The 15,404-nt window shown below is 40.7% G+C and carries 12 protein-coding genes; 7 read left to right on the top strand and 5 right to left on the bottom strand.

The features are described from left to right. On the top strand, positions 1–1,371 hold the full coding sequence (locus ACXZ1K_RS06410; RefSeq protein ID WP_458972556.1) for a RagB/SusD family nutrient uptake outer membrane protein: 1,371 nt from the start codon (positions 1–3) through the stop codon (positions 1,369–1,371). A gap of 24 nt (positions 1,372–1,395) precedes the next feature. On the opposite strand, the gene ACXZ1K_RS06415 is transcribed toward ACXZ1K_RS06410, so the two are convergent. Next, positions 1,396–4,044: a DUF7133 domain-containing protein gene (locus tag ACXZ1K_RS06415; RefSeq protein ID WP_458972557.1), complete on the bottom strand. Its 2,649-nt coding sequence runs from the start codon at positions 4,042–4,044 to the stop codon at positions 1,396–1,398. A gap of 112 nt (positions 4,045–4,156) precedes the next feature. Beyond that, positions 4,157–4,783: a DUF6266 family protein gene (locus ACXZ1K_RS06420; RefSeq protein ID WP_458972558.1), complete on the bottom strand. Its 627-nt coding sequence runs from the start codon at positions 4,781–4,783 to the stop codon at positions 4,157–4,159. Between the two features lie 364 nt (positions 4,784–5,147). On the opposite strand from ACXZ1K_RS06420, the gene ACXZ1K_RS06425 reads away from it, so the two are divergent. Next, positions 5,148–5,462 (top strand): PKD domain-containing protein, encoded by a 315-nt coding sequence (locus tag ACXZ1K_RS06425; RefSeq protein WP_458972559.1) that lies wholly within the window; start codon positions 5,148–5,150, stop codon positions 5,460–5,462. Between the two features lie 23 nt (positions 5,463–5,485). On the opposite strand, the gene ACXZ1K_RS06430 is transcribed toward ACXZ1K_RS06425, so the two are convergent. Continuing rightward, on the bottom strand, positions 5,486–6,088 hold the full coding sequence (locus ACXZ1K_RS06430) for an RNA polymerase sigma factor (protein ID WP_458972560.1): 603 nt from the start codon (positions 6,086–6,088) through the stop codon (positions 5,486–5,488). A 193-nt stretch (positions 6,089–6,281) separates the two neighbouring features. Here ACXZ1K_RS06430 and ACXZ1K_RS06435 point away from each other — a divergent pair, with 193 nt between their 5' ends. Next, entirely contained in the window at positions 6,282–7,214 is a 933-nt protein-coding gene (locus tag ACXZ1K_RS06435; protein WP_458972561.1) for a hypothetical protein, read from the top strand. Between the two features lie 177 nt (positions 7,215–7,391). Continuing rightward, positions 7,392–7,556 (top strand): hypothetical protein, encoded by a 165-nt coding sequence (locus tag ACXZ1K_RS06440; protein ID WP_458972562.1) that lies wholly within the window; start codon positions 7,392–7,394, stop codon positions 7,554–7,556. A gap of 116 nt (positions 7,557–7,672) precedes the next feature. Here the strand turns inward: ACXZ1K_RS06440 and ACXZ1K_RS06445 are convergent, their stop codons facing one another. Then, the gene (locus tag ACXZ1K_RS06445; protein WP_458972563.1) at positions 7,673–8,179 is read right to left on the bottom strand and encodes a DUF6169 family protein; all 507 of its coding nucleotides are present in this window, start codon (positions 8,177–8,179) and stop codon (positions 7,673–7,675) included. Next, entirely contained in the window at positions 8,163–8,315 is a 153-nt protein-coding gene (locus tag ACXZ1K_RS06450; protein WP_458972564.1) for a hypothetical protein, read from the bottom strand. The genes ACXZ1K_RS06445 and ACXZ1K_RS06450 overlap by 17 nt, the downstream gene beginning before the upstream one ends. An 837-nt stretch (positions 8,316–9,152) precedes the next feature. Here ACXZ1K_RS06450 and ACXZ1K_RS06455 point away from each other — a divergent pair. The 3 genes from ACXZ1K_RS06455 (at position 9,153) to ACXZ1K_RS06465 (ending at position 15,378) form a co-directional block, all read left to right on the top strand. Further along, a complete protein-coding gene (locus tag ACXZ1K_RS06455) occupies positions 9,153–10,358 on the top strand; it encodes a FecR family protein (RefSeq protein ID WP_458972565.1) in 1,206 nt (401 codons plus the stop codon). 209 nt (positions 10,359–10,567) lie between these two features. Continuing rightward, positions 10,568–13,882: a SusC/RagA family TonB-linked outer membrane protein gene (locus ACXZ1K_RS06460; protein ID WP_458972566.1), complete on the top strand. Its 3,315-nt coding sequence runs from the start codon at positions 10,568–10,570 to the stop codon at positions 13,880–13,882. An 8-nt stretch (positions 13,883–13,890) separates the two neighbouring features. Continuing rightward, positions 13,891–15,378: a RagB/SusD family nutrient uptake outer membrane protein gene (locus ACXZ1K_RS06465; RefSeq protein WP_458972567.1), complete on the top strand. Its 1,488-nt coding sequence runs from the start codon at positions 13,891–13,893 to the stop codon at positions 15,376–15,378. The last annotated feature ends 26 nt before the right edge of the window (positions 15,379–15,404 follow it).

The raw sequence follows: 15,404 nt of genomic DNA on the forward strand, positions 1-15,404 counted from the left end.
ATGAAAAAGTTAAGTGTGTATTTAAGTTTGGTGGCGATTTTTGCCTTTACATTGCAGTCCTGCAGTGATTCCTGGTTGGAGGCGAAACCTGATAAATCTTTGGTTGTACCCACCAGTATTGCCGATTACCAGGCGCTGCTGGACAATAACCTCCAAATATTCAACTTCTATGGTACAGGGGGATTAACGGAGATCGCTGCAGGAGATTTTTTCATTACCAATGCTTCGTTTGCCTCCTTATTTACGGTGGAGGAGAGGAGCGCCTATTTATGGGCGCCGACAGCAACGTTCTATGGTAATGAAAACAGTTCAGACTGGCAGACTGCTTACCGCAGGATATTGAATGCAAATGTTGTGCTGGAGGGCATTAAAAAAATTAAAGCAACACCAGAGAATCAGGCTGATTGGGACCAGGTAGAAGGCAGCGCTTTGTTTTTCAGGTCTACAGATTTTTTTGGCTTAACCCAGGAATATTGTAAGGTATACCACCCGGCTTCAGCAGATCAGGATGCAGGCCTCCCATTGAGATTGGAGTATGATGTGAACATCAAACTGCAGCGGGCAAGCTTAGCAGCCACCTACAGGCAATTGATCGCCGATCTGAAAACCTCTTCCAGGTTGTTGGGCAGTAAACCAATCGTTAAAACAAGGCCATCAAAACAGGCAGCTTTTGCTACGCTGGCGAGGGTATATCTATCCATGGAAGATTATGAGCAAGCAGGATTGTATGCAGATTCCGCCTTACAAATTCAGTCGGAGCTGATTGATTATTCCACGCTAAACGCTGCAGCTACCTATCCATTGGTTAAACTTAATACCGAAGTTATTTTTCAAAATACCTTTACTTACGGCATATTTAGCGCAGCGAGGTTGATCACGGACCCAGCTTTATATGCCAGTTACCAGACCAACGACTACCGTAAGACAGTATTCTTCAAGGCCGTAACCGGTGGCTTTAATTTCAAAGGCAATTACTCCGGAGACAAAAATTTATTTAGCGGTTTGGCGACAGATGAACTTTACCTGATCAGGGCCGAGTCAAAAGCCAGGAAGTTGGAATTGACTGCTGCACTTAACGATTTAAATACGTTATTGAAGAAGCGCTGGAAAGGTACCTATACCGCTCTGGCGAGTAACAATGCAGAACAAGTATTGACCTGGGTGCTTACCGAGCGAAGAAAAGAATTGGCCTTTAGGGGAATAAGGTGGAGTGATTTGAGGCGTTTAAACCAGGATAGCCGCTTTGCGGTAACCTTAACCAGAACAATCGACGGGCAGGTGTATACCCTACCTCCAAACGATAAACGTTACATCATGCCGCTGGATGCCCAGGAGATTGCATTAAGCGGCATCACCCAGAACGACCGTTAGGCCATTCCGGGTAATGCTGCTGTATTATTTTTTCTGTAGAGAAAGGAAAGTGATCAGCGATGCAAATTCTTCGTACGACATAGAGTTTGCCATACCTGTAGGCATCATCGAAGTCTCCAGTTCTTTACGGCTGATGATATCTGAGGTCTTGATATTGGTTACCTGACCAGAGATGTCTCTCAAGGTAATTTTAGTAGCAGATTCTGCCGTAACAAATCCCATATAAGATTTATCACCTTTTGCTTCGATCTGTACAGTTGCAAAACCTTGTGAGATAGAGGCATTTGGTTTTAGAATAGATTCTGCAATGTGCTCGCGACTCATGATCGACCCGATCTGACCCATAAACGGACCTTTCAGCGGCTCACCTTTGTTTAAGCTATGGCATGCCACACAACCTTGTTTAGCAAAAAGCCCTTTACCCAAAGCAGGATCACCTTTGATTTTCGCCATGGCCAGCATAATGTCTTCAATAGAAGATTCGCCGATCTGGCCTTTTTTATTTCTGATCGATTCCAAATCAACTTTTACTTCATCTTTGGCAACCTGAGTTTCCTCGCCGCCAAATTCAGTAATACCCATTTGGTTCTTTTCATTCAGGTCGGCAAACCACTGCTTATCACCAACTGCACCTTGTGCGAAAACGCCGGTCAGGAATTTCTTGATCACCGGAGACTGCTCCCAATCCACAGCCTCATAATAAGGACCGTGACCATCAGGACGTGTACTCCACCAGGTGGTACCGAAGTACGGTGCCTCGATTTTGTACAATCTGGCAAGCGTAGTGACAATCTCTTTTTTAACAGCAGGTTTGTCGGCTTTTTGATAAGCAGAGATCAAACCATCTACCGCTTTCTGGTTGTGCATGTAGCGCAATGCCCAAAGTGCGATGGTAGAATTATCCGTATTGATTGCCTGCACACAAGCATCCGTAGCATTTAAGCTTACCAATGCCTGAACAGCAAGGTGCGACAGGATGATGGATGAGTTTGGTGTAGCATGAGGCCCTTCTGTGTTTTTAGCAGGAGCAACAAAAGATGCAGGAACTTTCACCTGTAACAAGGCGGGTATTGCTTCTGCATTGCCCAATCTGCCTAACGCGATGGTGGCAGCAGCCTGAACTCTTGGAGAGGCGTCATTTAACGCTGCTATAAAAGGAGCAACAGGAACACTTTTTACGGTAGGTTTTCTATCGGCCAATGCACGAAGTGCAAATTCTTTCACCGCATTATCTGCGCTCAGTTGCACCAAATTACTGATTCCTGCTTCGCCGGTTAATTGGGCATAAGCGAAGATACCAGCAACGCGGCTGTATAGCGGAAGACTTTTATCAGCGGCAATTTCCCAGGACGCCTTTGTCGCATCTTTAGCAGGGCGGGTTAGCAATTCCTGCTGTGCGTTGATCCTGGCAACAGCACTGTTAGATTTGATTAATGCAGCTAATGCTTTAACCGATGCTTTTTTAAGATCAGGGAATGCTTTGTATTTCCATCCTTTAGGAACAGCACGAACGATAAAACCTTTGTCCGGACTACCAGAATAACCGGCACCGTCCCATGCAGATAGGTATAATCGACCTGAACCATCCACATCTAAATCGGTGATCTGGTTTAACTTGATAAATTCTTCGTCTTTTTGCGTAAAACTTGCACCATCAGGTGTAACACGGTGAATATACAATTGGCTGTTACCCCAATCTGCCATCATTGGCACATTGTTGTATTTAGCAGGCCAGGTTGGCTCATCCATAAAAAGAGAACCTGTTCCAGAACCACCACCAACGTCAACTAGTCCGGGTAAAATCTCTTCCGTAAAGTTTTTAAACAACAATGGATAACCGTACTCTCCCGACTGGATATGGTGACTGAACCTGATGTTCCAGCCTCCGCCGTCGTTGGTATTGTCGCGGGTAAAAATATTCATATACGGGTCGATGGCCACATCATAGATGTTGCGGGTTCCATGGGTATACAATTCCATTTCCCTGCCGTTAGGTCTAACACGAACAATACCACCGCCATGCAGGGTAAGTTTGGTGCCGTCACGATCTACCGCGTTGTAAAAACCAAAATCTCCGGCAGCGATGTAGATCCAGCCGTCGATACCCAAACGGATTCCGTTGGTTGCGTGGTCAGTCCCACGGTCCTGTACGAACTTTGGAGAACTGATGTTTTCTATCAGCGGTTGCGAAGGGCCGTCGGCCACACCATCGTTGTCTTTGTCTTCAAAAACAACAAGGGCCATGCCGGTTGCGATACGAGTTTCCTTAGAAAAAGTAGTATGCAATACATACACCTTATTGCCGAGTGCGATGATACCCCTTGGGTTATCTACAGCAGCAAACTGAGTGTGTTTATCGACTTTGCCATCGTTATCACTGTCGATCAGTTTCACGATGCTGCCTTTTCCAGGTTCTTTACCCAGGGAGCCGATCTTGTCTACCCCAACGAAAACTTCGCCGGTTGGCGCCACTGCGATACAAGCAGGGCTGGGGGTAAGTTCTGAGGTTGCAAAGTTGGTCAGGCTTAATTCGCCGGGCCATTTAGAAGCATTGCGGGGCGTGTCTGCTTTGATGCCAGACAGGTGCCATTCAGAATTGAAAGTAGTTTCGCTTAACGTGAAGCCAATAAGGGCCAGGAAAGCATAAATGATTAGTAAATGGATTTTAAACATGGTTTCATTTGATTGTTAACCAAACTTAAAGAAAAATATCAAATTATTAAGAATCAATGCCAAATGTTGTAAAGTAAGGGTTAAAATTTGGGTAAAGTATCAGCGGTGTCTGCTATTGAGCAATGTAAACGCTGTCACTAACACTATTCACATCCCAGGCTAAAAAGAACATATAAGCTTCGAAATGGGCATTGAGCATTTCTTCAGGCAATTCAATTAGCTGCTTTCCATCAATACGGTTTGCTTCGCAATTAAAAATGCTCCTGCCACTTTCCGGATAGTAGATGAGCAACATGGCTTTATCACTTCTTCTAGCGTATTCATGGAGCACAGGAGTATCCCATTTAAATTCCACTCCGTCTTGCAATTTGTTGATTGAAGCGTTAACAGGCATGGGGAGTTCACCCTTGCTTACTTTAACTTTTGTGTAGTCGATGGTGAAGTTTGGATATTCTCCAACAACTGCATTTTTCTTTTGGTAAGATACTGCCTCATTGTACTGGTTTCGGTCTGTGTCTTCCACAACAAACTTAAAACCTACATTGACAACAGATTTTATATCTCTAACAAAATCGTTTGCAACTTTCATTTGCTGTCTGTTTGCCAATTGTTTTACTGTTGGAGGTTTAGTAATGACGCCGCACATCCTGATTACATTTTTGCCGTTCAACATGTACTGTACATTGTTGCCGATTTTTCCAATTGTTGGGCCATATGGCCCTGCTAGTAATTTTCCCATTTGATTTATATCTGGTTGTTTTCTTAGTTAGCTCGAAGTTAATTATTATTTAGTTTTCGAACCAACTTTGCGTAGTCATTAGGTAGATATTGGTTTGAATATAATCGAAGAAAACACTAATCAGAGACGAACCAAGGACGAATCAAGGACGAACCAACCCTTTAAAAAATGCTTTTTATATCAAAGAATCTCAGTTATGTTGGTCGCTTTTGGGAAAAGTTTTTATTTTTGTGCAACTGCTCAATTTTGCTCTTGCACTCTGAAAAGTTTTACTTAAATAATTACTGATTTTATAAATGTTTTGCCCTGATTAAGCGGGTAGAACAATGACTTTTTTTTTAAATTATCATTTAGCTCTTAAACAATGATTAAGCTTTCTAAAAATTTATTACCAATCATTTTCGTGGTTACGGTTACCCTTGGCTGTAAAAAACCTGTACAGGCATCTTTTGAATTGGAGAATTACACTTACAAAATCGCTGAGGGTGTGTACTTTGAAAATACTTCGCTGGACGCTAAGTCGTTTAGCTGGAATTTCGGCGATGGAAGTACATCCTCTGAGCGCTCTCCGATGCATGCCTACCAATATCCGGGGAAATACCGTGTTACCTTAACTGTTAACGGGATTTCAGAAATGTCGAAGGATATTTTAGTGGTTGAAACCGGATTGAAGAACTAGCTGTCTGCGGGAGGCATTCAAAGCTATTTTAAACTTGCAGCAATCATTACCGCAATTAACAAGGCGGTGTTGTTGCCGTCTGTTAATTTTGCTTTCAGTGTTTTGGTAGCCCGGCTGATGTGGGTATTGATGGTTGCTTTAGATATGCCCAATTGTTCGCTCACCTCCTCGTAGGATTTGCCTTCAATTTTGCATAGCGTAAACACCCGTTTTTGCATATCCGGGAGCCTGGATATTGCCTCAGCGATTTGTCGCCGCGCATCTTTGCCATCGATGAAATCTTCAATAGGAGAATGCAGCTCTGTACTTTGTTGGGCTACCTCTCTGGCTAGTCGTGCCTGCCGGGTTGCTTTGCGGTAATGGTCGTACACCATGTGTTCTGAAATTCGGTACAAATACCCCTGGAAGGATTGTTCCTCATCAATGCTTTCTCTTTTTTCCCAAAGTTTATAGAAAAGGTCTTGCAGGAGTTCTTCGGCAATCTCCTGGATGTGCACCATTTTGAGGAGCTTTTTATAGAGTTGCGGACTGTATCGGTCATAAAAAAATTTGAACGCGGTGTTGCTGCCGGACTTGAGTGCCGCCAGTTGGTTGGTTTCTTCCTGCGATTTAACTTCCCTGTTCAAGTTTTATGAATAATGCGGACAAGATATTATACTGAACGCTTCCCCGAACTAAATTACTTAAAATAAATTAGATAAACACACTGGGAATAAGCTTTACCCAACACATATTGCAGGGCAAGCTTTTCCCTATTAAGGAAAAGGCTCATTCATCAGAGTGCATAATATTATTTACTTTTATCTAAAAAACTAACATATGGGTGCAGCCGATGATTTTGTGACTTCCTTTTTCAAAGAATATCCACAGGCCCAGAGCGGTAAGCTGAGCATGGAGGAATTGAATGCACTCATGACTGAATATCAGCGAAAAATAAACAGCAGTCCTCTTGCTGATTTTGATGGTCTGAGTCCAGAGGATATGGAAGCTTTGCTCCATTCACCATTTGCACCAGGGAGTGTATTACAATTCAGTAAAGAAATGGATTACTATGTAGACCAGGTACCGATTTTTAAACTCTCGGAATTGCTGATTAACGAAATAAGGAATGCCGGTATATTGAAGCTGACTACAAAAAGCAATCTTCCTGTACGTGTATGTGAAATGCTTTACAATCAGGAGCTCATTAAGTGGGAGTACATGGAGTTCAATAAAAAAATACGGGAAGATGAGGTGCCCTATCTGTGGCCTTTGAAACAATATCTATTGGGTGAGGGGATTGTAAAGAAGCGTAACAATGCAATGTCCCTAACAAAACATGGAGAAAAATTGATGGAAGGGCCGAAGGCGGTCCGCTTTGTTACACTGCTGACTTACTTTACGGACCGTTTTTACTGGGGTAACTTTTACGGCCTTGAGGATGGTGGCAAATATGGAAATCTTGGATGGGCTTATTCATTGGTCTTGCTATCTAAATATGGATCAAGATCTAATACGGCTGTTTTCTACAGCTTTAAGCTGATCAGGGCATTCGAGAAAGGACTTTGGAACGCACATCAAAAAGACATGACAACCAAAGCTTGTGATAGCCATCACAGCGCATATACAGTACGCTTTTTTGAGTGCTTCGCGAACTGGTTTGGTCTGATCAAGATTGAACGCACAAGGGATTACAAAATACCATTATCGCATCAGGTGAAAATCACAAAATCGAGCCTCTTTGATCATTTATTCGAGGTAATTAAAGGCTAATAATAATCCACCCAAGTTTGAGTAGCTCGACATAATACGACCATCCCAATTGGCCAGACGGTGTCTGGCTTTTTGGATAAAAGAGATAAAGTTGTCTAACCTGAAGGCCTGGTATTTGGTGATACTTAAAGCATTACTTTTGCGGTATCTCCTGATTGTAATGAAGTGCTTTCCAGGTTGGATGAGACGAAAATCCCTTCTCTTGAGAATCTGGTAGATCTTTACTTTACTGGAACGATGGAGCAGGTATTGGCAAAAGTATCGACCAGGTATTTGAACGACTATAAGTTGGGAGTTGTTGACCGCAATAAACCCAAGGTATATACGGACTTATTGGGCTGATGGTAAATTCTATGTGATACAGAAAAGAATCTACAACATGTATGACAGCAAAGCAAGTATCAGAACGAAGTATCAATACACACCACTGGATTATTGGTATGAGTAAAAAATAAAAACTACTTATCAGATTGCATTATGAAACTAAACGCTTCAACAATGTTATTTGCAAAAGGATTTTCTGTGTTAACGATCAAGGAAACGTGTTCTGAATCTTCCGAATCGGGATTTTCTAATTTTCCCTCATGTTTAGCTATACTATCCCACGAATACCTTTTGTACCATTTGTCAAATAGTTTACTTCTTGCAGCTTGCTTTCCATCACTTTTATCGCATATGTATAACACTGCATTTTTTCGTGACTTTAGCACACTTTTCATAGAAGTTACTAAAGTTTTAGCAACACGCAAATCATTAATGGGCTTCGTGCCTTTATCAATAGGGACAAATTGAAATTCTAAAATTTCAGAATCTCCAATATCTGATGTTTCATCGAAATAATAATCGGTTGAGCTAATATAGCGTACCACATACTGAATATCGTGGTCAGTAACAAATGTGTATGACACATCGCTACCATCTTGACTTATTAAACTATAGGGTAGAACTTCAGACTGGTCTGACAACTTTTTGGTTTTCTTGAGATTTATAATCTTCTACTTTCCCTCCATTAGCAAAATGAGTTACAAAAGCTTGTTTTTCTTTAGCAGCTTTCTTAAAACCATCCTTCATCTTAGCTATTTGTTCAGCAGTGAGTTTCATAATATTCAAATGTAATAACTTAATTAATAAAAACAAAAACCGTGCTAAAATATAGTTAACACGGACGAAGAAACGTGTGATAAGTATTTTGGTACTAAGCCTTGGCTTAATACTCCATGCTGTCCACATTTTGGAAGTACTAAAGCTTATATAACCAACAGAGGCTTTAAGTGTGCAGATAAAGACTGTCACAAGAAATTCACTGTGAGAACTGAAACCATCTATGAGAACACAAAGATCGGCTTAAGAAACAAGGAAATTTTTAATCAGGCGAAAGTTTGTCCCAAGTGGGTATAGTTACCTTTTTTTTATTGTTTTTCCCTGAGGGCAATAGCACTTTTCGTAAAGAGAACTATCAATCTGTCTTTTCATTTCACGGAATGATCGTGTTGAACTAATGGTCTCCTTTTCATAAAAACTTCTTTTAGCCTTGTCCTCAATAATTAATAATTCGCACAAGCGTTACCAGCTTAAATGTCCAGACACTGTCTGGACATCGGAATATTCTATGCAAATCTTCTCATATTAAAAAGATTAGAACTGGAAAACCCCCTTCCTAATTTAGTTAGTCAGTGTTTGTGCTCTAACAATAACATTGTGTTGTGTTCTAACAATAACATTGTGTTGTGCTTTAACAATAACATCATGTTGTGCTTTAACAATAACATAATGCAAAACTAAAGAATTATAAAGGTACCGCCAAACGCAATAAACGGCAAAGCCCCCATGAGCGCCATAAGACCGTCGTACTCTATAAAGTGACAGTTTTTAACAATTATTTAACAATTATTTTTCATGCTTGTCATTGACAGTTGATTTTGAAACGTAATGTTAAATATGGAGCCGAAAGAATACTTAAGAACGTTGTACCCGAAGCTATTGGCCGGAGATATTTCTGATCAAGAACTGGAATGGCTGTCGGTTTATTTTGAGGGAAAGGATTATACAGACCTTACCCAAATGGTGAGAGAGGAACTTCTGCTTTCGGATGTAGATACGGTTACGTCTGCTGCGGATGAAGCAGTCTTAAGCAGGGTTTATCATGCGCTTGAAGGAAAAATTGGAACAGAACATGCCGGTAAGCGAAGCGTTCGTTTCTATCCGGCGGGCTGGTATCGATTTGGGATTGCCGCTGCGGTGGCATTGATTGCCATTGGTATTTACTTTTTTAAAGCACCCCGTCATCCTGAACGCGTTTCGGGATCTCAATATGTGAATGATGTAGCGCCGGGCAGGCATGGGGCGACCTTAACACTAGCCAACGGCAGGAAAATAAAGTTAACAGATGCTTCGAATGGTAAACTGGCTAATGAAGCAGGAGTTACGGTAACGAAGACGGCAAATGGGCAATTGGTATATGAGATCCTGACCCCGAAGGAGCTGAGAAGCAAATCAGTTCAGGATGCCGACAAAGTTTCATATAACACACTCACCACGGCTAAGGGAGAAACCTACCAGGTGAAGTTGCCCGATGGATCGGAGGTTTGGTTGAATGCGGCATCCAGTTTAACGTATGCTTCGAACCTGGGCGATGGATCGAAGCGAACAGTGAGTTTAAAAGGAGAAGGCTATTTTGAGATTGCGAAGGACCCCTCGCGTCCGTTTGTAGTAGAAAGTGCAGGTCAGCAGGTTAAGGTATTGGGTACCCATTTCAACATCAATACCTATGCAGATGAGCCGGAAACGAAGACTACTTTGCTAGAGGGAAAAATCAGGTTAAATGGCAAGCTAATCCTAAAACCGGGCGAGCAGGCGAGTACAACACGGAACGGCTTTGTTTCCGTAAAAGAAGTCAATGTGAGCAAGGCGGTAGCCTGGAAAAACGGCAAGTTTGTTTTTACGAGCGAGCCGATGGAGAGCATCATGCGTAAGCTATCGAGGTGGTATAATGTGGAGGTGGTATATGAAGGCGATTTCAGTGATATGCCATTTACAGGATCCATGAGCAGGACCGATCAGATCTCTAAAATTTTGAATAAAATTAGTTTAACCAATGCTGTACACTTTAAAATTGAAGAAAGGAGGATTACTGTAATGAGATAAACTTTACGTTTTTTGGAACAGTAGTCGCTAACCAGCATTAAAAAAAATAACGGGAGTTCTTGGAAAACCCCCGTTGATGTCCGGCGCTGTTCATCAATTCCTTGCGAGAAACAACAAAACTTAGAACCAAACAATCAAACTTAATGAAAATTCATGAAAGAATTTTTGGGCGATGTTATTCAGGCGTCCCGGAACAAATTATACGTATTATGAAACTGACCACGCTCATCATGATCCTATTCCTGCTACAAGTAGCAGCTGCAGGAAAGGCGCAGATCACGATCAATGCCAACAAGGCCAAATTGCAGGCTGTGCTGGAAAAGATCAGTGAGCAAAGTGGTTATGACTTTGTCTACTCAGACAACGATTTTAAAAATACCAGGGCAGTAAATGTAAAATTGAACAATGCTACCATTGAGCGGGCATTGGAGGTATGCTTTGCCAACCAGCCTTTGAGTTACCAGATCTCAGAAAAAACAGTTATCGTAAAGCGGAAGGAGGAAAAGGGTATTATCGAAAACATAGTAGACCGATTTCAAGCGATTGATGTACGGGGAAGGGTAGTAGATGAGAGGGGAAACCCATTGCCTGGGGTATCTGTGTCTTTGAAAGGCGGTAGAAGCACAAGTACGGATAAGGAAGGAAATTTTTATCTAGCAAAAGTGAATGAAGACGCAGTATTGGTGATCTCTTATCTTGGTTATTTGACTAAAGAGGTTGGTGCGAATATTGATTTGTCTAATATCGTTTTGGAGGTGAGTAATTCGAAGCTTGACGAAGTGCAGATTATCGCATATGGAACAACTAGCCGCCGTTTATCTACTGGAAATACGAATGGGATTACAACAAAGGATATTAATAATTCCCCTACTAATAACCCGATATTGGCATTACAAGGACGGGTACCAGGCATTTTCATTAACCAAAGTTCCGGCGTAGCTGGAAGCGGCATTGTAGTCAATATTCAGGGAGTAAATTCAATCTCTAAAGGAACCGATCCCTTTTATGTTGTAGATGGTGTACCATATACCTCACAACTTTTACCAACTATAGCCAATATTTTAGGTGGCCCATCCTTTAGTGGTGCGGAACAAATCGGTCAAGGGAGTCCATTAAGTTACCTTAATCCTGCGGATATCGAGAGTATTGAGGTGCTTAAAGATGCAGATGCCACCGCGATATATGGTTCGAGAGCTGCAAACGGCGCAATATTAATTACAACAAAAAAAGGCAGTTTCGGAAAAACTATAGTTGACGGAACATTTCAAGTTGGCGTAGGTCGTGTCCCTCATAAATTGAAAATGCTCAATACTCAGCAATATTTAGAGATGCGTAAAGAGGCTTACAAAAATGATGCACTAGCTATACCCAGTCAATTAATTCCTTCCAATCAAAAAAATTTAACAAATTATGATTTGACGATTTGGGATCAAAATAGGTATACTAATTGGCAGGAGGAATTGATTGGAAAGGCTGCTTCCTATAACGATGCCCAGTTATCGATTTCAGGAGGATCAAATCTAACCACCTTTAGACTTAATAGCGGATATCACCGTGAAACAACAGTATTTCCCGGCAAATTTTCTGATAATAAGGCTTCTCTAGGCCTGAATGTTAACCATAGTTCAATGGACAATAAGTTTAAAGTAAGCTTTTCAGGAACCTATCTCAATGATAAAAATGCATTACCCAATCAAGATCTAACACCTAGTGCACTCTCCCTGGCACCTAACGCGCCGGCCCTATATAGAAATGATGGAAGTCTGAATTGGGAAAGAATTCCGTCTGGAGCAGATAGCGTGTCCACTTTTTATAATAATCCTTTGCGTTATTATGTAAACACTTATCTGGTTCAGACTAATAACTTAATTGCAAATTCGACATTATCATATGAAATTTTAAATGGTCTGTCTTTGAGGGCAAATTTAGGATATACGGATATGACCAGCAGAGAAGTCGCCACGTTTCCACTCACTTCTAAGACACCGGAAACTCAATCGTTTTATTCAAGGTTATCTCAATTTGGAAATGGAAGAATTGATTCGTGGATAATAGAACCCCAAATATTATACAACTTGCAAATAGCCAAAGGAATTGGAAATTTCTTAATGGGAACGACTTTCCAGAACACTGAAAAGCAATTACAAAGCATAACTGCTTCGGGATATTCAAATGACCAAACGATGGCTGATTATAGCTCTGCTGCAACTATCACTACCAACCCAGGAATATTAAGTACCTATCGTTACAGTGCAATTTTTGCAAGATTTAATTACAATTGGGGAGATAAATACATTATTAATTTGACCGCAAGGAGAGATGGAAGTAGTCGATTTGGTGCCAAAAATAAATTTGAAAATTTTGGAGCAGTAGGGGGCGCCTGGCAGTTCACCAATGAAGATTTTTTGAAAAGCAAAATTAGTTTTATAAGCTTTGGCAAAATCAGAGCTAGTTATGGAACTACGGGGAATGATCAGATTGGTGATTATCAGTACCTAAATCAATATATATCTATTCCTGGATATATTGCTGCATTACCTTATCAAGGAATAGTTGGACTGCAGCCAAATTCGCTACCTAACCCGTACCTTCAATGGGAATTAACGAAAAAAATGCAATTAGGTGTAGACATCGGATTTTTTGACAACAGAATTCTTGCAGGAGTCGGCTACTATCGGAACTGTTCAAGTAATCAGCTTATCGGTTATTCCTTAGCTGATCAGTCAGGTTTTGAATCGATAACTAAAAATTTTCCAGCAAAGGTCGAAAACAGAGGCTGGGAGATAACTCTAAATTCAAAAAATTTTAATGGACGATACTTTACATGGTCAACCAACTTTAATATTACATCCAATGCCAATAAACTCATAGAGTTTCCGAATCTAAGTGAATCTTCATATGCAAGCCTTCTGATTCTAAACCAACCATTGGACGTAAAAAGAGTGTATGATTATGCAGGTGTAGATAGCAAAACTGGCTTATACCAATTTAAAGGCATAAACGGTAATTTAACTATAGCTCCTACCGCCGATGACCTTACGAAGTATGTGCACCCTAGCCCTAAATTCTATGGTGGTCTTCAGAATGATTTCTCATTCAGGGGATTTGAATTGAATGTTTTGATTCAATTTGTAAAGCAACAACGTCAAAATTTGCGATTAGGAACAACCTTTAGAAACGGAACTGCCTGGAACGAGCCAATACAGGTATTGGATCGCTGGCAAAAAGATGGAGACCTCGCTGAAATCCAAAAATTTAGTACAAGGTTATTATTGTCTAATATTGGTAATAGTAATTTTGCTTATACTGATGCCTCATATGCTAGGATTAAAAATGTCTCACTATCATACACGCTACCTGGAAAGGTTTTAAAGTCTCTAAAGATTGATCGGTGTCGGGTTTTTGCGCAGGGTCAAAATATTTTCACAGTTACCAAGTATATAGGATTAGACCCTGAAAATTCAACATTCAATAATCTACCACCTCTTCGTGTAATAACATTTGGTTTACAGGTTACTTTATAAGATTGATTATGAAAAAGATATCAAAAATAATTTTTAGAAAATACTTTACTTCGTTTGCGTGCTTGCTCATCATGTTAATTGGCTGTAAGAGGTTTATTGAGATAGATGCTCCAAAGAATAGTTTAAATGCCCAAAATGCATTTGCTAATGATGCCACTGCGATAGCTGTAGTGACTGGACTATATACTAATTTGAGTGCGGATAACATCAATGGAATACCATCTATCGGGGCCGGTTTACCGCTTATGAGTGTCTATCCATCGTTATCGGCAGACGAATTAACATTGCTCCCAGGTGCGAATAATGCCGAATTACTAGGGTACTATCAGAATAATCTTGTTGCTGGTAATGTGCAGGCAACAAACTTTTGGGTAAGATCTTATAATCAGCTATTCGTTATCAATACCGCTATAGAAGGATTAAATAATTCTACAAGCATTACACCGGTTGTCAAGAACCAATTGCTTGGAGAAGCTTATTTTATGAGGGCACTATATTATTTCTATCTTGTCAATTTATATGGAGATGTGCCGATAATTATATCCACAGACTATTCTTCCACCAGTCTCCAGCCAAGAAATGCGGTCTCGGAAGTTTATGAACAGATCAAGAGTGATCTTATTAAATCTCAGAGCTTAATTAGTGAAAAGTTTCTTGATGGAACATTATTTAAAACTACTCTTGAACGAGTCCGCCCAAATAAATCTGCAGCAACAGCATTGTTAGCTAGAGTGTATTTATATATGAAGGATTATCCAAATGCGGAAATTGAAGCCGGAAAAATCATAAATAATACTCTTTTTGGTCTCACCTCAATTAATAGCGTCTTTCTAAAAAATAGCAGAGAAACGATATGGGCATTACAGCCAGTGGGTATCGGCCCTTCTCAGAACACCGGCGAAGGAATATTGTTTAATCTTCCGCCAACCGGGCCAGATGGATTTACTTTTCCCGTATATTTAAGCAAAGAACTAAAAGAAAGTTTTGAAGCTGGAGATCAGAGGTTAGTAAACTGGATCGGCATGCAAGACATATCTGGTGAACCTTATTTTTTTCCAAACAAATATAAAATCGGTGCGGAAGACACCTCTCCTCAAGAATATTCAATTGTTTTGCGAGTAGCTGAACAGTATTTAATCAGAGCAGAGGCTTTGATTCAACAGGGAAAAGTTTCGCAAGGAATTGCAGACATAAATCTTTTACGCCATCGTGCGACAGATCTTGCTGCAAATGCGAACTTACAGTTGAAGCAGTTGTCATCATCAATATCTAAAGATTCAGCACTGATCGCAGTCGCTCATGAAAGGCAAGTTGAGTTATTCACTGAATGGGGTCACCGATGGCTAGATTTAAAAAGAACAAATACCATCAGCTTAGTTATGCCTGGCATAACTATCAAAAAAGGTGGCATTTGGAAAAGCAATTCAGCACTATATCCATTACCTTTTAGACAAATTCAAACTAATCCTAATCTTAATCAAAATCCGGGCTACTGATCTGTCCGAAAGTAATCGAGCTCCAT

Source organism: Pedobacter jaeyakensis (assembly GCF_054461315.1).

Coding starts and splice junctions, on each gene's coding strand:
- ACXZ1K_RS06410 (WP_458972556.1), top strand. CDS start 1: ATGAAAAAGTTAAGTGTGTATTTAAGTTTGGTGGCGATTTTTGCCTTT.
- ACXZ1K_RS06415 (WP_458972557.1), bottom strand. CDS start 4,044: ATGTTTAAAATCCATTTACTAATCATTTATGCTTTCCTGGCCCTTATT.
- ACXZ1K_RS06420 (WP_458972558.1), bottom strand. CDS start 4,783: ATGGGAAAATTACTAGCAGGGCCATATGGCCCAACAATTGGAAAAATC.
- ACXZ1K_RS06425 (WP_458972559.1), top strand. CDS start 5,148: ATGATTAAGCTTTCTAAAAATTTATTACCAATCATTTTCGTGGTTACG.
- ACXZ1K_RS06435 (WP_458972561.1), top strand. CDS start 6,282: ATGGGTGCAGCCGATGATTTTGTGACTTCCTTTTTCAAAGAATATCCA.
- ACXZ1K_RS06450 (WP_458972564.1), bottom strand. CDS start 8,315: ATGAAACTCACTGCTGAACAAATAGCTAAGATGAAGGATGGTTTTAAG.
- ACXZ1K_RS06455 (WP_458972565.1), top strand. CDS start 9,153: ATGGAGCCGAAAGAATACTTAAGAACGTTGTACCCGAAGCTATTGGCC.
- ACXZ1K_RS06460 (WP_458972566.1), top strand. CDS start 10,568: ATGAAACTGACCACGCTCATCATGATCCTATTCCTGCTACAAGTAGCA.
- ACXZ1K_RS06465 (WP_458972567.1), top strand. CDS start 13,891: ATGAAAAAGATATCAAAAATAATTTTTAGAAAATACTTTACTTCGTTT.